The sequence below is a fragment of the Roseibium sp. genome (genome assembly GCF_965233565.1).
In the GTDB taxonomy this organism is placed as follows: Bacteria; Pseudomonadota; Alphaproteobacteria; order Rhizobiales; family Stappiaceae; genus Roseibium.
This window is the reverse complement of record NZ_OZ247494.1, coordinates 153970-175028: the sequence shown is the minus strand read 5'-3', so window position 1 is coordinate 175028 and position 21059 is coordinate 153970. Positions and strand designations below refer to the sequence as shown.

Here is a 21059-nt window from a genome sequence, read left to right as displayed (position 1 = left end):
CATGCCAAGCGGCACGATTTTAGTTGCTGATGATGATGCGGCTATCCGCACGGTCCTCAATCAGGCCCTGTCCCGTGCCGGTTATACCGTCCGGCTGACGTCCAACGCCTCGACCCTGTGGCGGTGGGTGTCCTCCGGCGACGGCGACCTGGTGATTACGGACGTGGTGATGCCCGATGAAAATATTTTCGACGTGCTGCCGCGCATGAAGAAAATGCGGCCGGAATTGCCGGTTCTGGTGATGAGCGCACAGAACACGTTCATGACTGCGATCAAGGCGTCCGAAAAGGGCGCATACGAATATCTTCCAAAGCCCTTTGACCTGAAAGAACTGACCAGCATCGTGCAGCGGGCGCTGGAAGAGCCGAAGAGAAAACCCGCCGTCGACCTCGAAGATACCGGCGAAGGCATGCCACTTGTCGGGCGGTCTCCCGCCATGCAGGAGATCTACCGGGTTCTGGCGCGGCTTATGCAGACCGATCTCACAGTCATGATCAATGGCGAGTCGGGAACGGGCAAGGAACTCGTTGCCCGTGCCCTGCATGACTATGGCAAGCGCCGCAACGGGCCGTTTGTTGCCATCAACATGGCGGCCATTCCCCGGGACCTGATCGAGGCGGAGTTGTTCGGCCACGAGAAGGGGGCGTTTACCGGCGCACAGAACCGCAGTTCAGGCCGCTTTGAACAGGCCGACGGCGGCACGCTGTTTCTAGATGAAATCGGCGACATGCCCATGGAGGCCCAGACCCGCTTGCTGCGTGTGCTGCAGCAGGGGGAATATACCACTGTTGGCGGCCGCACGCCGATCAAGACCGATGTCCGGATCATCGCTGCAACCAACAAGGACCTCAGGCACCTGATCAACCAGGGCCTTTTCCGTGAAGACCTCTATTTCCGTCTGAATGTCGTGCCGATCCGGTTGCCACCGCTGCGCGAGCGCGTCGAGGACATTCCGGATCTGGTCCGGCATTTCTTTTCCCTGGTGGAAAAGGAAGGTCTTCCGGCCAAGCAGATCGACCAGGGCGCGTTGAACCTGCTGCGGCGCTACCGGTGGCCTGGCAACGTGCGCGAGCTGGAAAACCTGGTGAGAAGACTGGCTGCGCTCTATCCGCAGGACGTCATCAGTGAAGTCCTGCTGGAACAGGAGCTTAGTCAGCCGACAGTCTCCCAGATGGAGGAGGAAGCTTCGGAAAATATCAATCTGGGCAACTCGGTCGAACGCTATCTGGCCGGTTACTTCGACACGTTTGGCGAAGCCTTGCCACCTCCAGGCCTCTATCACCGCATCCTGCGCGAGGTCGAATATCCGTTGATCAGCGCGGCGCTGGCGGCGACCCGCGGCAACCAGATCAAGGCGGCCGAGCTTCTGGGGGTGAACCGCAACACGCTGCGCAAGAAGATCCGAGATCTGGATGTCCAGGTGATGCGGTTGAGCAGATAACAGCTTGTTACGCGAATAGATGTTGCGTTTGTGACTGCAGGTTAAGATTGCACAAAGGTTTGGTATGCACTCTTTAGGTGGTGATTGTCATCACGGGCGTTTTGAGGTTTGGGCGTTTTCTGGATATTTCATGGTGTGCAAGTCGCTTCCGTTCTATTGATCGGATTGGGTGTTCTAATGAACTACCTCATCAAGCCGCTCGAAATGCGGACTCTCCACCTTGTTCTGTCGGTTTTCACTCTCCCTTTCACAGCTATTTATTTTTATTTGGCTTTTCTGCCATTCTGGGCAAAGGACGCAAGTGAAGTGAATGCCTTCGGGCTGGTTCATGTCATCTTTTCGGTAGCTTCCTTTTTTGTGGCGCCCATAGTTGCCGCCATTTTGATTCATGCCGGATGGTTCCTGAGTTCCCTGGTCAGAACTAGATGATCCGGTCGCTTTGAGGTTTATCCTTTTCACAACGGTTGGCAGCTTTGATCGGCTGATTAACTTGCTGGGAGATCTGGAAGGAAGCTGCCTAAACGGTTTGATTTACCAGTCCCAGCACCGGGTGAAACGCTCGCTGAAGACCAATGGAAAGAGGCTTGTTCCGATCCGCTTTTGCGCTCATCCACCGCATTTTTTCAGCGCTGCGCTTCCTCTGTCTCAATTTCGCAACAATGTGTGATAAGTTTGCCGCAAACAGGTAATGAGCCCGCACGATTTCGCGGATTCTGGGCGTTTGAGGCCGAATGATACTGGAAGCTGAACAACAGACAGTCGCGCCATCCAGCGCAGCTGGAAAGATCTGGCGCCGGATGGGGCTTGCCATCATGGTGGTGGCACTGGTGTCCATCGGTGTGACTTTTACCATTCTGATGGGGCTGACGTCTATCGATCCGACCAGCGAAGTCATCATGACAGCGATGGCCATCAATGGTGGTCTCGCTGCTATCCTGCTCGGTGTCATCTCCTTCGAGATCCTCAAGCTCTGGCAGGCACGTCAGCGCGGGAGGGCGGCAGCGCGCCTTCATGTGCGGGTTGTTGCGCTTTTCAGTGTGGTTGCTGCGGTGCCCGCCGTTCTAATGGCCATTCTGGCGGCGGTGACGCTGGACCGTGGTCTGGACAGGTGGTTCGAGGACCGGACGCGGCAGATCATCGACAACGCGCTGACGGTGGCGCAGGCCTATCTGCAGGAACACGCCAGGGTGTTGCGCGGCGACCTCATCGCCATGTCGAACGATATCGACCGGGCAAAGGCGGTTTACGAGTTCGAGCCCACGCGTTTCGATCAGTTTTTTGCCGCCCAGGTGTCGCTGCGCGGCATTCTGGCGGCCTATATCCTGAACGACAGCGGTGAAGTGGTCACGCGGGTCATTCTGGATCCGGCGATTGAAGTTCCCTTGCCGCCGGCGGACAGTTTCTTCAGAGCCAAGTCGGGTGATCCGATCCTGATTGCGCCGGGTACGTCCAATCTGGTTGGCGGTATTATGAAACTGTCGGCCTATGACAATTTCTACCTTTATGCCGTACGCGCGACGGACCGCCGCGTTCTGGAATATCTGCGTCTGGCCGAAGACGGTGCATTACAATACCAGCAGATGGAAAACAGCCGTTTCGGTGTGCAGTTCGCCTTCGCGCTTGTCTATCTCGGCGTCGCGCTGGTCCTGCTTCTTTCCGCCATCTGGATCGGGTTTGGGTTCGCCAATCGGCTGGTGTCGCCGATCAGGGCCTTGATCTCGGCAGCGGATGAAGTTGCGAAAGGCAATCTCGGCGTTAAAGTACGGACCGAAAGGTCGGGTGGCGATCTGGCCAATCTCGGTGAGACTTTCAACAAGATGACCGGGCAGCTGCTGGGCCAGCGAGACGCTCTGCTGGCAGCAAACGAACAGATTGATCGTAGGCGTCGGTTCAATGAGGCGGTTCTGTCGGGTGTCTCGACCGGCGTGATCAGTGTTGACGATGAAGCCTCTATCATGCTGGTGAACCGATCTGCACTCGAGCTGTTGCAGCTAGACGAAGTTCAGATCCTGAACAAGCCGCTTGACGAGGTGGTGCCAGAATTGAGCGACTGTGTCGCCGATGCTCAGGCAAATGACAATGAGCGGCTGCCTGAAACCCAGATTGAAATCACGCGTGGTGGACGGTTGCGTACGATCAACGTCCGCATCACCCGTGAGCAATCCACCCGGCGGGAGCAGGGCTTTGTTGTCACGCTGGACGACATCACGGATCTGGTATCCGCACAGCGCAATTCTGCCTGGGCCGATGTCGCCCGCCGTATTGCCCATGAGATCAAGAACCCGTTGACGCCGATTCAGCTGTCGGCCGAGCGGATACGCCGCCGCTACGGCAAGAAGGTCGAGGATGACCGCCAGGTTTTCGACCAGTGCATTGACACGATTGTTCGCCAGGTGGGCGATATCGGTCAGATGGTCGATGAGTTTTCTTCCTTTGCCCGAATGCGCAAGCCGAAGAAAGTGAGCGGCGACATGCGTGAAGTGGTCCGCGATGCCGCATTCATGCAGTCCGTTGCCAATCCCGACATCAGTGTCACGGTGGATGTCCCGCCTGACGCCGTTCCGGCTGTCTTCGATGCGCGTCTGGTGGGGCAGGCTCTGACCAATGTGGTCAAGAATGCAACGGAAGCCGTTGGCGCCCGGACCGGTGAAGACGTGCCCAAGGGCAAGGTCGAGGTTCGGCTTCAATCAGACGACACCGACGGTTCGGACAGAATTGTTATTGATGTTATTGACAATGGCATCGGTCTGCCCGAGGAAAACCGGGCTCGGCTTCTGGAGCCATACATGACCACGCGGGAAAAGGGGACCGGCCTCGGCCTCGCTATTGTCCGCAAGATTCTGGAAGACCATGGCGGCGGCATTGAATTGCTCGACGCCCCGAAAAACAACCCTGACGACACGGGAACCCTGGTTCGACTGACAATGGCTGTTCATGCCGATGTTGACCAGGACACCGAACCGCAAAACCAAGCAGTGACTGCCCATGGCGCATGATATTCTAGTCGTTGACGACGAAACCGATATTCGCGAGATGATCGCGGGCATTCTGGACGATGACGGGTATGGAACACGTACCGCGCATGATTCAGACAGCGCCGTTGCTGCGGTCAAGGAACGCAAACCGTCGCTTGTCATTCTCGACATCTGGCTCATGGGCAGCCGCCTGGACGGTCTGGCACTCCTGGACCTTTTCAAGGAAACCGATCCGGATATGCCGATTGTGATCATTTCCGGTCACGGCAACATTGAAACGGCGGTTTCGGCCATCAAACGCGGTGCGTATGATTATATCGAGAAGCCGTTCAAGGCGGACCGGCTCATCCATATCGTCGAGCGTGCCCTGGAGGCTTCCAGCCTGAAGCGGGAAATCCGTGATCTGAAGCAACGCAGCGGCGACAGCAACGAGATCATCGGCAACTCCTCGGCAGCCCATAATCTGCGACAGACCATTCAGAAGATCTCCGGCACCAACAGCCGCATTCTGATCGTTGGACCGTCAGGGGCCGGCAAGGAACAGGCGGCCCGCATGATCCATGATCAGTCGCCGCGCCACAAGAGCCCGTTTGTCGTCCTGAATGCCGCGACCATCACGCCGGCGCGTATGGAAGAAGAGCTGTTCGGCATTGAAGACGAAAACGGAAACCTAAGGAAAGTCGGAGCGCTGGAAGAAGCGCATAGCGGTACGCTTTATCTGGACGAAGTCGCCGACATGCCGGCAGAAACGCAGGGCAAGATCCTTCGGGTTCTGGTTGAACAGAGCTTTTCGCGCGTTGGAGGGACACAGAAGGTGCAGGTTGATATCCGCATCCTGTCCTCCACCTCGAAAAACCTCGAAGAGCATATTGCGTCCGGGTTGTTCCGGCAGGATCTCTATCATCGCCTGAGCGTGGTGCCGCTTCGGGTTCCGGGCCTTGCCGAGCGCCGGGAAGACATTCCGGTTCTTGTCCATCACTTCATGGATCAGATTTCGACCGCGTCCGGCATCCCGCTGCGGCCGATCGGCGACGATGCCATGGCGGTGCTGCAGACCCATGACTGGCCGGGCAATGTGCGCCAGCTGCGCAACAACGTCGAACGTCTGATGATCCTGAGCCGGGGCGAGCCGGACAGCACCATCACGGCCGACCTGTTGCCGGCGGAAATAGGCGAAACCTTGCCGAATTTGCCGAGTTCGGGCACCGGTGAGCACCTGATGTCCGTGCCGCTTCGCGAGGCGCGGGAAATTTTTGAGCGTGAATATCTGCAGGCCCAGATCAAGCGTTTCGACGGGAACATCTCGCGCACGGCCGAATTTGTCGGTATGGAACGATCTGCATTGCACCGGAAGCTGAAAACCCTCGGCATGACTTGAGGGCTTGTGCTTGTGTATTGTGACAACGGGCTGACCGGGAAAGGGATCTTTCCATGAAAATCGTGATTTGTGGCGCGGGACAGGTGGGCTACGGCATTGCCGAGCGTCTGGCCGCGGAACAAAACGACGTCTCGGTGATCGATTCCTCGCCCCAGCTGATCAACGCCATTGGCGACCAGCTGGATGTGCGCGGCTTTGTCGGTCATGGCGCTCATCCCGATATTCTGGCGCAGGCCGGCGCGGAAGAGGCGGACATGATCGTGGCCGTGACGCTCTATGACGAGGTCAACATGGTCGCGTGCCAGGTGGCGCATTCCCTGTTCAATGTGCCCACCAAGGTCGCTCGCGTACGTGCGCAATCCTATCTGCAAGGTCGTTGGCGCAACCTGTTTTCACGCGACAACATGCCGATCGACGTGATCATTTCGCCGGAAATCGAAGTCGGGGAAATGGTGCTTCGCCGTCTGGCCTTGCCGGGCGCGGTCGAAACGGTTCGCTTTGCGGATGATCAGGTCGTTGTTGTCGGGATCATGTGCGAAGAGGACTGCCCGGTTGTCGATACGCCTCTGCGCCAGCTGACTGAGCTCTTTCCGGATCTCGGGGCCGTTGTTGTCGGTCTTTATCGTAACAACAAGCTGTTCGTGCCCAAGAGCAGCGACTCCATCCTGACCGGCGATCTGGCCTATGTGGTCGCCCGCCGGGATCAGGTGCGCCGGACCCTGAGCATCTTCGGTCACGAGGAACCGGAGGCGGCTCGCGTTATCATTGCGGGCGGCGGCAATATCGGGCTCTATGTCGCAAAGGCTCTGGAACAACGTCAGACAGGTACCAAGATCAAACTGATCGAGGCCTCTCGCGAGCGCGCCATGGCCGTTGCCGATGACCTGAAGCGCTCGGTGATCCTGCATGGCAGTGCGCTGGACCAGACCATTCTGGACGAGGCGGATGCAGACGATGCGGACACGATGGTGGCGCTGACCAACGAAGACGAGGTCAACATCCTGTCCTCGGTCATGGCCAAGAAGCTTGGCTGCAGGCGCTCGCTTTCGCTTCTGAACAATCCGAGTTATCCCGCCTTTGCCAACGCGCTCGGCATCGATGCCTTCATCAACCCCCGCGCCGTGACCATTTCCAGGATCCTGCAGCATGTGCGCAGGGGGCGTATCCGTGGCGTTCATTCGCTGCAAAACGGTGCTGCTGAAATCGTGGAAGCAGAAGCGCTGGATACATCGCCTCTGGTCGGCAAGCCCCTCAGGGTGATCGACCTGCCATCCGGGATCAGGGTTGGCGCGGTGTTCCGTGGCGGCGAGGTGCTCACACCCAATGGCGATCTCCAGATCCAGGCACAGGACAGGATCGTGATTTTTGCGGTCGCCAACCGCGTGCGGCAGGTCGAACAGATGTTCCGTGTCAGTCTTGACTTCTTTTAAGGCATTGCGCACGTCTTCAGTTCTTGCATTTGCCTGACCGAAAGGTCAAAACTTCCAAAAATACCAATCGGTTCAGATCGAACCGCTCGTTCTGGAGGACACATGAGCCGGATCGCCTATGTCAACGGCCAGTATGTGCGCCATGCCGATGCGGCGGTGCACGTGGAAGACCGCGGTTATCAGTTTGCCGATGGTGTCTATGAGGTCTGTGAAGTCTGGCAGGGAAAGATCGTCGACATTCCGCGGCATCTGGACCGGCTTGGTCGCTCGCTCTCCGAGTTGCGCATCGACTGGCCGATGACCCGCAAGTCCGTCGAGTTTGTCCTGCATCAGGTCGTGCGCCGGAACCGCGTGCGCAACGGGCTCGTCTATATTCAGGTAACGCGTGGCGTTTCCAAGCGTGATCACTTTTTTCCGCCGGAAACTGTTGCGCCTTCGATCGTGGTGACGGCGCGCTCCGCCAATCCAGCAGCTGCTGCCGCACAGGCGGCCGAAGGGATTGCCGTGGTGAGCTATCCGGAAAACCGGTGGCCGCGCGTCGACATCAAGACCGTTGCTCTGCTGCCGAATGTGCTGGCCAAGCAGAATGCAAAGGAGAACGGTGGCAAGGAAGCCTGGTATGTGGATGCAGATGGCAATGTCACCGAAGGCGGGTCTACAAATGCCTGGATTGTCACCAAGGATGGGGCTCTCGTCACGCGTCCGGCCGAAAGTGGTATCTTGCGCGGGATTACGCGTGCCGTCGTTCTTGACCTAATACAAAAGGAAGGGCTGGCCTTCGAAGAAAGGCCTTTTAGTCTTGAAGAGGCTTTTGATGCAAAGGAAGCCTTTGTCACGGCTGCGACCAGTGTCGTGATGCCGGTGACACGTGTTGATGGCAAAATGATCGGCAATGGCCATCCCGGTTCAGTCGCAACGCGATTGCGCGAACTGTTCCATACTGCTACTGATTTGCAGGCGGTATGATTCGATTGGTCTTATTGGGCCAAAAAACGAGACAATGACGGGCTGAGGCAGACAGCCCCGACTGGTGGGCAAGACAATAAGCAGACAATACGTCAAACCTTAGTGTTTGAAATAGAAAGGCTTTTGACGTTAAGCTGCTGAAACGCCGGATGCTCGGCCGCATCCGGGGCAAATAGGATAAAAAGACTGATGGCTGAGCGCGCACAAAATCTCCAAGACACTTTTCTTAATCATGTTCGCAAACAAAAAACTCCTCTGACAATTTTTCTCATCAATGGTGTGAAATTGCAGGGTGTTGTGACCTGGTTTGACAATTTCTGTGTTTTGCTGCGCCGGGACGGGCACTCGCAGCTGGTTTACAAACACGCGATTTCCACAATTATGCCAAACGGACCTGTTCAACTGTTCGATCAGGCAGAGGAAAACGCTGAAAAGGCAAGCTGATTGAAACCGAAGTCTCGCGCGGACGATTTCTCTAAATCCAACGGCACGGAAGAACCCGGGCAGAAATCGCTGAGAGTGAAGGACACTGGGGTGGATCGTCTGCCCCAGCCCTTTCGTGCGATGATTATCGAGCCGGTCTTGGTGACACGCGATGCCGGCAACAGCGATCTGCGCGGCAACCGCAGCCCCGAGGCCCGGCTGGAGGAAGCCATCGGGCTGAGCGCTGCGATCAATCTCAATATTCTTCAGTCCGGTGTCGTCAAAATCAACAATCCGAAGCCGGCGACGCTGTTCGGTGAAGGCAAGGTTGCCGAGCTCGCTGGGATTGTCGCCAGCGAGGACCTTGATCTCGTGGTCATTGATCACCCGCTGACACCCGTCCAGCAGCGCAATCTGGAACGACGCCTGAAAACCAAGGTCATTGACCGGACTGGACTCATCCTGGAAATTTTTGGTGATCGAGCCCGGACCAAAGAAGGCCGGTTGCAGGTGGATCTTGCCCATCTGACCTGGCAGAAAAGCCGCCTCGTACGGTCCTGGACCCACCTTGAGCGCCAGCGCGGTGGCGCCGGTTTCATGGGCGGCCCGGGCGAGACACAGATCGAGGCCGACCGCAGACAGATCCAGGATCGCATCATCGCGCTGCAGAAGCAGCTCGAGCAGGTTCGCCGGACCCGGGATCTGCATCGCAAGAAACGCAAGAAGATTCCGCAGCCGGTGGTGGCGCTGGTCGGTTACACCAATGCCGGCAAGTCAACGCTGTTCAACCGACTGACGGAATCCGACGTCTTCGCGAAGGATCTCCTGTTCGCGACGCTCGATCCCACGCTCAGAAAGGTGACGCTTCCCCACGGTCGCGAGGTCATCCTGTCAGACACAGTGGGGTTCATCTCCGATCTGCCGACACATCTGGTCGCTGCGTTTCGGGCAACGCTTGAAGAGGTTCTGGAAGCCGATCTGATCCTGCATGTGCGGGACATTTCCCACACCGACACCGATGCTCAGGCCGAAGACGTCAAGAAGACGCTGACGGATCTTGGCGTGGATGCCCAGACAGGGGCTCCGGTCATCGAGGTCTGGAACAAGATTGATTGTCTGGACCCTGCCTATCGCGACAAGTTGCTGACGGAAGCAGGTGCGGAAGGTCCTGTTGCTCTCTCTGCCTTGACAGGTGAGGGCATTGAACAATTGTCTGCGCGCGTCGACACCTTCATGGCACAGCATGACGACATTCTGACCGTAAAAGTGCCGGTTGCGGAAGGGGCGTTGCTCGCCAGGCTCTATCAGATGGCAGAGGTGCTTGAGCGGAGCGATGCCGAAGATTTCGTGACCGCTGAGGTCCGTGTCAGCGACAAGCAGCGCGGGCCCTTCCGCGAGACCTACGCCTCTTTCATTCAATAGGCCTTGAAATGCCCTAGTTGGCAGAGATACTCGAGCCTGGCTCGGCCTGATGGCAACAGACGGTGATCGGGGCCTGAATTGTCAGCAGGTTGTTCAAGAGATCTCTCTTTTCGGCAAAGCCCGTGCGCTTGGTGAATGCCATCACGAGCGGGTGTTCGTGAAAGACATGTACCTTGTAGTCACGGGCCTTTATCGACAATTCGCCGGCAACGAAGCGAAGCACGTTCGGATCGGTCAGGACAACATCGACGCGGCCGGCCGCCAGCACGCGCGCCAGGTCGTGTTCGTTTTCGGCGCCGTCTTCAACCTGATAATGCTCCAGGATCTCGCGCTGGATCTCGATCGGGTAGACGTAGCTGCCGACAAAGCCGATCCGGTGTCTGTCGAACAGGTCCTCCACACTTGACCAATTCAGCTTGGTATCCGCGTTCATCACGGCCCCGACCACAGACTGGCTGACGGGAAGGGATGGGGCAAACCCCTCGAGGACCTCTTCAGGCCATGCCGGGAAATAACCAACATAGGCCGGTGATTTGGCGATCGTGTGGGCGCGCGTCCAGGGCATGTAATCGACAACGAGACCAATATCAGCCCTTGCAAGTGCGGCTCTTAAGGCCTGGACGGCCAGTCCGCCATCCTGCAAGGCCGATCCCGCATAGGGAGGCCATTCGAGAGAGGCAATCCGCCAGGTTTCCGCGCGCGTTTGCTGACTTCCTGAGCCAACAAGCAGAATAACGAAGGAAAATAGGCGCAGCCACATGGTCGCGTCGTGCTCGTAATTGTTAATTCGATCCGACGCATCATGAGCGAAGCACAAAAAAGAGGCAATCTGGCGATTCGTACAGTAAAGGAAAAGTAGAGCTGTTTGAGAATTCTATTCCTGATTGCCTTTCGCAGCCTGCCAGGCAGCTTCCATTTCCTCCAGCGACATGGCCTCCAGCGTTGTTCCAGTCCTTTGGGCCTGGTTCTCGATTGACGAGAACCTTTTGCGAAATTTTCGATTGGTTCGCCGAAGGGCCTCTTCCGGATCGATGTCGAGATGGCGGGCCAGATTGGCGAGGGCAAACAGGGTATCACCGAGTTCGTCCGTCATGCGGTCCTTGTCCGGTGTGCCCTTTGAAAGTTCTTCGTCAAGTTCGTGGGTTTCCTCGCGGATCTTGTCGAGCACCAGTCTCGCATCGTTCCAGTCAAATCCGACCCTGGACGCGCGGCGCTGCAACTTGTCAGCTTCCTGAAGCGCGGGGAATGCCGTCGGCACATCGTCGAGGAACCCCTTGTTCGGCTTAGCAAGGCCCAGCTTTTCCCGTTCAGCGCGTTTTTCTGCCCGTTCTTCGGCCTTGATCCGTTCCCAGATCCCCTTCACCAGGTCCGGTTTCTCGCCGTTTTCATCGCCGAAAACGTGAGGGTGACGACGGATCAGCTTTTTGGTGATGCCTTCGACCACGTCGCCAAAGTCAAAATGTTCGTCCTCCTCGGCCATCCGGGCGTGATAGACGACCTGAAGGAGCAGATCGCCGAGCTCCTCGCGCAATTCCAGGAGATCGTCCTTGGCAATTGCATCGGCGACCTCGTAGGCCTCCTCAAGCGTATAGGGCGCGATCGTCGCGAAATTCTGCTCCAGGTCCCAGGGACAGCCGGTCACGGGTGTCCTGAGCGCGGCCATGATTTCGATAAGACGGGAGATGTCGCGGCTGGGGGTCATGGAAGGCCTTGGGTCAATTGGTCAGGTCAGCAGGAAGGGTCTTGCGAGGTTATGGCAAATCTTAAGACCCATTGAAACCGGATATCTGGTTTCAGCCGTCGCGGAGCCGTCTAACTCTCCACCGTCATTCCGGACAAGTAAGGCGCAGCCGAACGCCGATCCGGAACCCAGACATCATCTGCGCTGAAAGCGCTCAAAATCCCTCTTGTTTCGAGTTCGCTTGCGCTCACGCTGATGTCTGGGTTCCGGATCGGCGCGCAGCTTCACTGCGCTTGTCCGGAATGACGGTGGAGGGAATGGCAACCTATGGGCCTAAGCGGCAGACAAGGGGCTTTAGGAGAAGTTCATTGCGAAAGTCATGAACAGCCAGCCAACAAAGCCCAGAATGGCGACAATCACCATGAGAATCCGCATAGCCTTTGAATGCCCCTTGAAACCGTCATAGGGAGCGCGCCTTCTTCTATATTCCGAATAATTATCGAGTAGTGGCGCAAGCAGAAAGGCTGCGAACACCAACAGGACCACCGCAGCAATCAAGAATTCGGACCATGAAAAGTCAGGTACGCCCCCCCCTGACCGAGGGATGCCAGAAGGTGACGGCGCGTTCCAGAAGGGCGATGAGGCCGTAGAACAGGGAGCCGGCGAGGGCCGCTACCGCAATCTCCGCCCAGACCATGTCGACATTCATGCGCCCGACTTCCGTGGAAATCCGGAAGCCCATGCCGACAATCGGCGTGCCGAAGAATTCCGCCACGATGGCGCCGATAAGGGCCAGGGTGGAGTTGATCTTCAGCGCATTGAAGATGAAGGGCATCGCCATCGGCAGACGCAGCTTGAACAAGGTCTGCCAGTAGCTGGAAGCATAGGTCCGCATCAGGTCGCGCTGCATGCTGTCGGACGCGGCAAGGCCGGAGACCGTGTTCACCAGCATCGGGAAGAAGGTCATGATGATGACGACGGCGGCCTTGGACGGCCAGTCGAAGCCGAACCACATCACCATGATCGGGGCGACGCCGATGATCGGCAGGGCCGAAACCAGGTTGCCGATGGGCAGAAGACCCCGGCGCAGGAAGGGGACCCGGTCGACCAGGATCGCCACGATGAAAGCGCTGCCACAGCCAATCACGTAACCGGCGAGAACGGCCTTCAGGAAGGTCTGCTGGAAATCGGCCCAGAGTGTCGGCACCGAGGTCGTCAGCCGGACCCAGATTTCAGAGGGGGCGGGAAGAAGCACCTTGGGAACCCCGGCTCCTGTGACGATCAGCTGCCAGAGTACCAGCAGGGTGATGCCGAAAATGGCCGGGATCGCCAGATTGACCAGTCTTTGGGCGAGCGGCGATGCCGCCTTCCAAATGGCGAGCCGTTCGACAAAGAGCCAGGAGGCAGCCCAGGTGGCCACCGTCAGGGCCCAGAAACCCAGCCTTGCTTCGCCGGCATGGTTCGTCACCGTGGACACCAGCAGCCAGGCGGCAACGGCTGTGACCAGGCCCAGGATCAGGTCGCCGACGAGATTGCGCATGAAGCCGAGCTCGTAGCGCACACCGGCAATTGCCAGGATGACCAGACAAATTGCCAGCCGTGGAACATCCATGATGCCGTAATCAGGTCCGAAGATCGGGCTGAACAGGCCGACAACGACCATGGCGACGACAAACCAGGCCAGAAGGGCGGGCATGTCAAACCGGCGTTTGGAAGCGGACATCGTTGTCATCGCGCCATCCCCATGCGTTTCAAGGTGAGTTTTTCAAGGACGCCGATCAGCGCCACCAGGGAACCGGCCAGGAAGGCGGCCATCAACAGCGCGGACCAGATCTGGACGGTCTGTCCATAATAGGACCCTGCCAGGAGACGCGCACCGAGCCCGGCAACGGCACCGGTCGGCAGTTCTCCCACGATCGCCCCGACAAGAGACGCGGCCATGCCGATCTTCATGGAGGTAAAGAGATAGGGCACGGCATAGGGCAGGCGCAGCTTCCAGAACGTCTGGAGGCGGGTCGCGGAATAGGTGTGCATCAGATCCATATGCATGACTTCAGGTGATCTGAGGCCCTTCACCATGCCGACGGTAACCGGGAAGAAGGACAGGTAGGTGGAGATCATCGCCTTGGGAAGAAGACCGGAAATGCCGACGGCGTTCAGGACCACGATGATCATCGGTGCGATTGCCAGGATCGGGATCGTCTGGGAGGAAATGATCCAGGGCATCAGGGACTTGTCGAGCACGCGTGAATGCACGATGCCGATGGCCAGCAAAATGCCGAGCGTGGTTCCGATCAGGAATCCCATCAGCGTGGAAGAAAGCGTGATGCCGGAGTGATAGATCAGCGAGCGCTTGGAGGTGATCTTCTTTTCGACGGTCGTGTTCCAGATCTCCACGATCACCTGGTGAGGGGCCGGCAGGACGGGCCTTTCCTGGGCCAGCGTGTCGCTGACCAGCTGGCTCATCGGCACATCCGTCTGACTGGCGCGCTTGTAAAGTTCCTGCTGAAACGGCGTGTTCAATGCAACGGCGGCGATGTACCAGATGGCGAGGATCGCCAGGACAACCACGACAACCGGGCCGACCGTGCCGGACATCAGACCGGCGAATGGGTTGGTGCTGCGGGTCGGGGTAAGGGCGGCGTCTGTCATGCGGCCTGCCTCCTTGTTGCTTCAAGGCGTTGATTGATGGCTCCGGCGATGGCCTTGGCTTCGATTTCTTCAATCCAGTCCGTGAGCATGTGCGTGGTGTTTTTCAGACGAAGCCGGACGAAGAACTGACCGGGTGCCGGAACCGGGCCGACCTCGTAGGTCTTGCGGTCGTCCGATCGTCCTGACTTGCCGGATCAAGTCCGGCGATCACGATACAAGCGGTTTGTGACACCTCAATCCTCATAGGAATGTCCGGCCCTGAGCCCGTCTCGGACCCTGTGGGCGATTTTCAGAAACTCGGGGGTTTCTCTGATATCGAGATTACGGTCACGCGGCAGATCGCTTTCGATGACGTCGTAGATCCGGCCCGGGCGCGGGCACAGGACGACAATCTTGGTCGACAGGAACACAGCTTCCGGGATCGAGTGGGTGACAAACACCACCGTCTTGTTGGTCTTGGCCCACAGCTGCAGGAGCTGCTCGTTGAGGTGGTCGCGGACGATTTCATCAAGGGCGCCGAAGGGCTCGTCCATGAGGAGCAGATCCGGTTCGACGGCAAGCGCCCGCGCGATCGAAGCGCGCTGCTGCATGCCGCCGGAGAGCTGCCAGGGAAACTTTTTCTCAAAGCCGGCAAGATTGACCAGTTCCATGTTGCGGGCAATGCGTTCCTGCTGCTCTGCTCTGGAAAGACCCATGATCTCGAGGGGCAGGGCGACATTCTTGGCGATGGTGCGCCACGGGTAGAGCGCGGCAGCCTGGAAAACGTAGCCATAGGCGCGGTTGAGGCGGGCCTCTTCGGGCGAAACGCCGTTGACCGTGATCGAGCCGGCGGTCGGGCGTTCCAGATCGGCGATCACGCGCAGAAGGGTGGTCTTGCCGCAGCCGGACGGGCCGATGAAAGAGACAAAGTCGCCTTCATCAATCTTCAGGTCGATATCAGACAGGGCGTGAACAGGGCCGTCATTTGTCTGAAAGGTCAGCGACAGGTTGTCGATGTCGATTACCCGGTTCGGGCTGGCGCTTGTTGTCATATCCACCATGTCGGTGTCCTTTGCGCTGGCAAGAGCAGTCATTCTGGTCCTCTGGACAAGGGCGTTGTTGTTGTTATGCGGCGAGCGACTTCACCACGGATCGGAAATCGGCAGCAGGTGCGTCAGCCAGGCTGGCAGCGGTCTGGGCCGGATGCGCTGTCAGGTAGGCTTCGACGAGGCGGTACCCGAGCCTGTAACCCAGCCATCGCGGGTAGTCGCCGGATCCGAAAAACCAGGCCCTGTGATCGTAAGCCGCCGCATCCCAGGCGGCCTCCGCGGCCTCCAGGTGGTCGAGATCCGACGTCTCCGGGGCTTCCCAGGGTTCCGGTGCATTGCCGTAAAGCTGATGGCTGAACAGTCCTGCCAGGCCCTCGGCAACCAGAGCCTCACCGAGGGTGCTGCCATATCCGACCGTGCCGAAACGCAAGGCATGGTGCAGTTCGTGCGCAATCATACGCTCAAACGGTTCGCCCATATTTGCACGCAGGTTTTGATTGGCCGGGTCGATGGTCAGGTAGACCAGGTCTCCCGTGAGCGTGTGACCGACGAAACCGCGCTCCGGAATGACGCCGCCGGGGATGACCTGAACGACCACATCCAGGCTGACCGGCCGGGCAACGGCTTCAACCTTCTCCCGGACAAGCGCGATCGCCTCGTGGATACGGTCCTTCAGAGGATTAAGCTTGCCGCCGGCATTGCAAAGATGGGTGGTCCAGGTCATCGCGTGATCAGACCCCGCTGACCGGAATACCGGAGCGTTCGACCTTGCGCGGTGCCGTCAGTTCCTTCCAGGTGCTCAGCGCCTTGTTGACGGCCTGGAACGGCTCGCGTGCGACGAACTCGCCGTGACCTTGCTTGTGATTGACCGTGCCGTCTTCAACGGCGACCCGGCCGCGCGTGAGCGTGTAGCGCGGCAGACCTTTGACCGCCTTGCCCTCAAAGACGTTGTAGTCAATCGCCGACTGCTGGCTGGAAGCGGAAATCGTCTTCTCCCTGTTCGGATCCCAGACCACCAGATCCGCATCTGCTCCGACCAGAACTGCGCCTTTTTTCGGATAGATATTGAGGATCTTTGCAATATTGGTTGAAGTGACAGCGACGAACTCGTTCGGTGTCAGGCGGCCGGTGCCGACCCCATAGGTCCACAGCATCGGCATGCGGTCTTCCAGGCCGCCGGTGCCATTCGGGATCTTGGTGAAGTCGCCGACGCCTGTGCGTTTTTGCTCCGTGGAGAAGGCGCAGTGATCGGTGGCGACGACCTGAAGAGAGCCCGATGCCAGACCGGCCCAGAGGCTGTCCTGATGTTTCTTGTCGCGGAAAGGCGGCGACATCACGCGGCGGGCGGCGTGGTCCCAGTCGGCATGTTTGTATTCACTGTCATCGAGCGTCAGGTGCTGGATCAACGGTTCGCCATAGGCGCGGATGCCGTTCTGGCGCGCGCGGCGGATCGCCTCGTGGGCCTGCTCGGAAGAGGTGTGCACGATATAGACCGGTACGCCGGCCATGTCGGCAATCATGATGGCGCGGTTGGTGGCTTCACCTTCCACTTCCGGCGGGCGCGAATAGGCATGGGCTTCCGGGCCATTGTTGCCTTCAGCCAGAAGTTTCTGCTGCAGCGTGGCGACAACATCGCCGTTTTCTGCATGGACCAGAGGCAGGGCGCCAAGTTCGGCGCAGCGCTGGAAGGAGGCGAACATCTCGTCGTCATTCACCATCAACGCCCCCTTGTAGGCCATGAAGTGCTTGAAGGTGTTGATGCCCTTTTTCTGGACGACTTCCTGCATGTCGTTGAAGACCTGCTCGCCCCACCAGGTGATCGCCATGTGGAAGGAATAGTCGCAATGGGCCATGGTCGACTTGTTGTCCCACATCTGCAGCGCTTCCAGGAGCGACTGGCCGGGTGAGGGCAGGGCAAAGTCGACCACCATGGTGGTGCCGCCGGCCAGGGCCGCGCGGGTGCCACTGTCGAAATTGTCGGACGAGAACGTGCCCATGAATGGCATTTCCAGGTGGGTATGCGGGTCGATGCCGCCCGGCATGATGTAACAGCCTGAGGCGTCGAGCGTTTCGTCACCGGAGAGATTGGGCCCGATCTCGACGATCTTGCCGCCCTCGATCTTCACATCGGCGTCGTAGGACAGGTCCGCGGTCACCACTGTGCCGCCCTTGATCACTTTGCTAGCCATTGTTTGTCCCCTTCTGGTGTTGATCTGGTTCTGGTCGGTTTGTTCAGGATGCTTTTTGCGTGGTTTCAGTTTGCGGCCGCCGAAGCAGCGATTTTGACAGGTAGGCGAGCAGAGGTCGCTCACACAGCTGGTAGCAGAGCAGCCCGGCGATCAGGGCCCCTGCACCCATGATCAGCAGTGACCCGTTGAGACCAAGCGGCGCTGCCAGGCCCAATTTGACCAGCAGGATCGCAATCACGACCGCGGCTGGTCCGTGGATCAGGTAGATGGAATAGGATGCATCGCCCAGGCGGCACAGGCTCCAATGGACTGACAGGCACCCCAGTTCTTCCAGGCGCACCAGGGCGGGTACAACGCAGGCCGCGGCACCGCCGAACAGCAGTTCCAGGTTGCTCAGATCCGCGCCGACCATCAGGTAGCCGGCAATCACGAATGTGATGAGCCCGCAGCCGATCAGTGTCCAGGCACCGCGCACCGTCAGGGAGCGGTACTGGCTGGCGGCAAAGACGCCGAAGCCGAACAGGAGATTGTAGTCCGCCAGCAGAAAACCAAAGGGGTGTTGCAGCTCGGTGAAGCCGGTTCCGATCAGCAGAAAGGACACTGCGCAAGCCGTCATCCAGAGGAGAAAGACGAGGCTGCCGACACGCTTGTTCAGGATCGCCAGACCGAACACCGCGTAGAACAGGAGCTCGTGAGACAGGGTCCAGGCGGCCACCAGGGGTGGCTCCTTGGCGAAGGGCAGCAGCGCATAGGACCAGAAATAACTGAGGCCACTGTCAAGACTTGCTTCAGGCCGGCCGATCGCAAGCTTTGCGAAGATGAAGGCGGTCAGGATGATCCAGAAGATCGGATAGATACGAATGAAGCGCTTGAGCGCGTAACGGCCGAATTTTTCCGGCTGTCCGATGTCGCCGGCATGAATGAGGCCGATGATGAAGCCGGACAGAACGAAAAAATACTCAACCCCGGCCGCCCCGATATTGAGAATGGGGTAGGGCCGGTCGATCATGTCGATCTCGGTCGTGTAGATGATGTTGATGTGAAACAAGAGGACCGCGAGCGCAGCCAGTCCGCGTCCGGCCTGAAGCGACTCCAGCTTCGACCTGCCACCAGCAGGGCTTGTTGCTGCCGAGGCACTAGACATTGGCATCAGGCCTCCCTTTGTCCCTTGAGACCATTGACAAAAGAGGAGCTGATTGCTCTTCACCTGGCCAAAGTATCAGCGCATTTTCGATGGCGACCCAGTCTGTGGTGCCAATGTCCAGCCCGAGATCATCGACCCGCATCGCCGTGAACCGCACAAGCCGACGCGCTGCGGTCGTGGAGTACGAGAGTTCGGCAGGTGCTGTCTGGATGGCGGTGTTCACGTTGCTCGGGTCTCTTTGCTGGTTGAACGGGGTCAGCGATCGGTCTTGGGGCACCACAGGGCCGGCGCCGTCAGGTCTCGGTCCTTGAGGATCATCGACAGGCCGTATTTCTGCGCGATGTCGCAGGCCTTGGTGAAATGGATCGGCCGGTCGGTGTATTCCGCGTTGAACACCGGTTTGCCTGCCTCGCCATAGGCAAAATAGGATTTGCAGCTGCGGTCCTGATAGCAGCTTTCCGAAATCGCGAAGTCAAACGTATCGACCAGGTCCTCCGTCAGGTCAGGCACGTTTTTCTGAGCGATCTTGAGCCCCATGCCTTCGGCTGTTGCCGCCAGCAGTCTGACATAGGCGATGGTGTGCTCTGCCGTGATCGGAAAGCCGCTGTCATTGTCGTGGACATCCATGTTGTCCGGTTCAATGGCGTCAAATCCCATAGTCTTGCAGCGCTCGAACCTGGCGGCCATCAGCGGCTGCAGGATGGTCAGGCGCCGGATGTCGAGGAACCTTTCATCCGGCCAGTCCTCATAGGTGTTGCCGATGACTTCCGTCGGAAAATCTGTCCGGTCAGGCGAGGTCCGCTCCAGGGTGCCGACGCTGACATAGCAGATGGTCTTGATGCCCTTTTCACGCAGTCCGGCGATGTCATCTGCCGTGACCAGAGCCGGGTGAAGGTCGAGAACATCCACATCGCGATTTAGATCGACCGGGGCTGTCAGTTGCCAGTCCCAGCTGTCACCGATGGAAAAGCCGAGGGCGGGCGTGGGCGCCAGAAGCAGGCTACCCAATAATGCCAGTGCTTTTCCGCTGTTGCCCACGCTTCCACCCTTTTCTTCAGACCGTCGGCATTACTCCACGATTCCCGCTGTTTCGACCACCGCGTGAAACAGGACATCGGTACCAGCTTTTGCCCAGTCCTTGGAGATTTCTTCCGCTTCGTTATGCGACAGGCCGTCAACGCAAGGACACATGATCATCGCCGTCGGAGCGACCTTGTTGATCCAGCAGGCATCGTGTCCGGCGCCGGAAATGATGTTCTGATGCGTGTATCCAAGTCGCTCGGCCGCATTGCGCACCGCCTCGACGCAAGTCTTGTCGAATTCGACCGGATCGAATCCGCCAACTTTCTCGAAGTCGACTTCCAGGCCCATGTCATCGCAAATCTTCTTGGCGCCGATTTTCAATCGGTCTTCCATATCCTTGATGACGGCAATGTCGGGTGAGCGGAAGTCGATGGTGAAGACCGCCTTGCCGGGGATCACGTTGCGCGAATTCGGAAAGACCTCGATATGGCCGGCCGCGCCGACCGCGTGCGGGGCATGGGACCATGCGATTTCGTCGACCAGCTCCAGGATACGAGCCATGCCGAGACCGGCATTCTTGCGCATCGGCATCGGTGTGGAGCCCGTGTGGCTGTCCTTGCCGGTCACGGTCACCTGGGTCCAGGACAGGCCCTGGCCATGAGTGACAACACCGATATCCTTGCCTTCGGCTTCCAGGATCGGTCCCTGCTCGATATGCAGCTCGAACATGGCATGCATCTTGTCCTTGCGGGCGCCGACTTCCTCGTCGCCGACCCAGCCGATGCGCTTCAGTTCATCGCCGAACTTCTTGCCGTCATGGTCTTCCCGGTCATAAGCCCAGTCCTGGGTGTGCACGCCGGCAAAGACGCCGGAGGCCAGCATCGCCGGCGCAAAACGGGTGCCTTCCTCATTGGTCCAGTTGGTGACCACGATCGGGTGTTTGGTCTTGATACCGAGATCGTTCATGGTGCGCACAACTTCCAGGCCGCCGAGCACGCCGAGCACGCCGTCATATTTGCCGCCGGTCGGCTGGGTGTCGAGATGGGAACCGACATAGACCGGCAGGGCGTCCGGATCCGTGCCCGGACGTGTCATGAACATGTTGCCCATCGTGTCCAGGCCCATGGTCATGCCGGCTTCTTCGCACCACTTCTGGAACAGTTTGCGGCCTTCGCCATCTTCGTCGGTGACGGTCTGACGGTTGTTGCCACCGGCGACGCCCGGGCCGATCTTGGCCATCTCCATCAGGCTGTCCCACAGCCGGTCCGCGTTGATCCTGAGGTTTTCGCCGGGCGCTGCCATGATGA

At 58.7% G+C, this 21059-nt stretch carries 18 protein-coding genes; 8 read left to right on the top strand and 10 right to left on the bottom strand.

What is annotated here, in order from left to right; all coding sequences use genetic code 11:
* The first annotated feature begins 1 nt into the window (after position 1).
* From ntrC to hflX, 8 genes are all read left to right on the top strand, one after another.
* Complete coding sequence (ntrC, locus tag ACO6TG_RS00750; RefSeq protein ID WP_422376447.1) at positions 2-1441, top strand: nitrogen regulation protein NR(I); 1440 nt, start codon at positions 2-4, stop codon at positions 1439-1441.
* Positions 1442-1618: 177 nt separating this feature from the next.
* Positions 1619-1870 (top strand): hypothetical protein, encoded by a 252-nt coding sequence (locus ACO6TG_RS00745; RefSeq protein ID WP_422376446.1) that lies wholly within the window; start codon positions 1619-1621, stop codon positions 1868-1870.
* Positions 1871-2172: 302 nt separating this feature from the next.
* The gene (locus ACO6TG_RS00740; RefSeq protein WP_422376445.1) at positions 2173-4437 is read left to right on the top strand and encodes an ATP-binding protein; all 2265 of its coding nucleotides are present in this window, start codon (positions 2173-2175) and stop codon (positions 4435-4437) included.
* On the top strand, positions 4427-5794 hold the full coding sequence (locus tag ACO6TG_RS00735; protein WP_422376444.1) for a sigma-54-dependent transcriptional regulator: 1368 nt from the start codon (positions 4427-4429) through the stop codon (positions 5792-5794). Before ACO6TG_RS00740 ends, ACO6TG_RS00735 begins: the two co-directional genes overlap by 11 nt.
* Before the next feature lie 53 nt (positions 5795-5847).
* Positions 5848-7224, top strand: a complete 1377-nt coding sequence (trkA, locus tag ACO6TG_RS00730) for a Trk system potassium transporter TrkA (RefSeq protein WP_422376443.1) — start codon at positions 5848-5850, stop codon at positions 7222-7224.
* A gap of 102 nt (positions 7225-7326) precedes the next feature.
* Positions 7327-8190, top strand: a complete 864-nt coding sequence (locus ACO6TG_RS00725) for a D-amino-acid transaminase (RefSeq protein ID WP_422376442.1) — start codon at positions 7327-7329, stop codon at positions 8188-8190.
* 186 nt (positions 8191-8376) lie between these two features.
* Entirely contained in the window at positions 8377-8634 is a 258-nt protein-coding gene (hfq, locus tag ACO6TG_RS00720; protein ID WP_173006241.1) for an RNA chaperone Hfq, read from the top strand.
* A 120-nt stretch (positions 8635-8754) separates the two neighbouring features.
* Positions 8755-10035 carry a GTPase HflX gene (gene hflX / locus ACO6TG_RS00715; protein WP_422378823.1) on the top strand — a complete coding sequence of 427 codons (1281 nt, stop codon included), beginning with the start codon at positions 8755-8757 and terminating at the stop codon, positions 10033-10035.
* A gap of 13 nt (positions 10036-10048) precedes the next feature.
* On the opposite strand, the gene ACO6TG_RS00710 is transcribed toward hflX, so the two are convergent.
* The 10 genes from ACO6TG_RS00710 to ACO6TG_RS00665 form a co-directional block, all read right to left on the bottom strand.
* Positions 10049-10795, bottom strand: coding sequence for a hypothetical protein (locus tag ACO6TG_RS00710; protein WP_422376441.1), 747 nt, complete (start codon positions 10793-10795; stop codon positions 10049-10051).
* 114 nt (positions 10796-10909) lie between these two features.
* Positions 10910-11737 (bottom strand): nucleoside triphosphate pyrophosphohydrolase, encoded by an 828-nt coding sequence (mazG, locus tag ACO6TG_RS00705; protein WP_422376440.1) that lies wholly within the window; start codon positions 11735-11737, stop codon positions 10910-10912.
* A gap of 556 nt (positions 11738-12293) precedes the next feature.
* Positions 12294-13448 (bottom strand): ABC transporter permease, encoded by a 1155-nt coding sequence (locus tag ACO6TG_RS00700; protein ID WP_422376439.1) that lies wholly within the window; start codon positions 13446-13448, stop codon positions 12294-12296.
* Positions 13445-14368 (bottom strand): ABC transporter permease, encoded by a 924-nt coding sequence (locus ACO6TG_RS00695; RefSeq protein ID WP_422376438.1) that lies wholly within the window; start codon positions 14366-14368, stop codon positions 13445-13447. The genes ACO6TG_RS00700 and ACO6TG_RS00695 overlap by 4 nt, the downstream gene beginning before the upstream one ends.
* 233 nt (positions 14369-14601) lie before the next feature.
* On the bottom strand, positions 14602-15408 hold the full coding sequence (locus ACO6TG_RS00690; protein WP_422378822.1) for an ABC transporter ATP-binding protein: 807 nt from the start codon (positions 15406-15408) through the stop codon (positions 14602-14604).
* A 64-nt stretch (positions 15409-15472) separates the two neighbouring features.
* The gene (locus ACO6TG_RS00685; protein WP_422376437.1) at positions 15473-16120 is read right to left on the bottom strand and encodes a DUF2268 domain-containing putative Zn-dependent protease; all 648 of its coding nucleotides are present in this window, start codon (positions 16118-16120) and stop codon (positions 15473-15475) included.
* Positions 16121-16127: 7 nt separating this feature from the next.
* Positions 16128-17585, bottom strand: a complete 1458-nt coding sequence (gene hydA / locus ACO6TG_RS00680) for a dihydropyrimidinase (RefSeq protein ID WP_422376436.1) — start codon at positions 17583-17585, stop codon at positions 16128-16130.
* 43 nt (positions 17586-17628) lie between these two features.
* Positions 17629-18729 carry an acyltransferase family protein gene (locus ACO6TG_RS00675; protein ID WP_422376435.1) on the bottom strand — a complete coding sequence of 367 codons (1101 nt, stop codon included), beginning with the start codon at positions 18727-18729 and terminating at the stop codon, positions 17629-17631.
* A 255-nt stretch (positions 18730-18984) separates the two neighbouring features.
* Positions 18985-19767 (bottom strand): endo alpha-1,4 polygalactosaminidase, encoded by a 783-nt coding sequence (locus tag ACO6TG_RS00670; protein WP_422376434.1) that lies wholly within the window; start codon positions 19765-19767, stop codon positions 18985-18987.
* Positions 19768-19797: 30 nt separating this feature from the next.
* Positions 19798-21054 carry a Zn-dependent hydrolase gene (locus ACO6TG_RS00665; RefSeq protein ID WP_422376433.1) on the bottom strand — a complete coding sequence of 419 codons (1257 nt, stop codon included), beginning with the start codon at positions 21052-21054 and terminating at the stop codon, positions 19798-19800.
* Between the last annotated feature and the right edge of the window lie 5 nt (positions 21055-21059).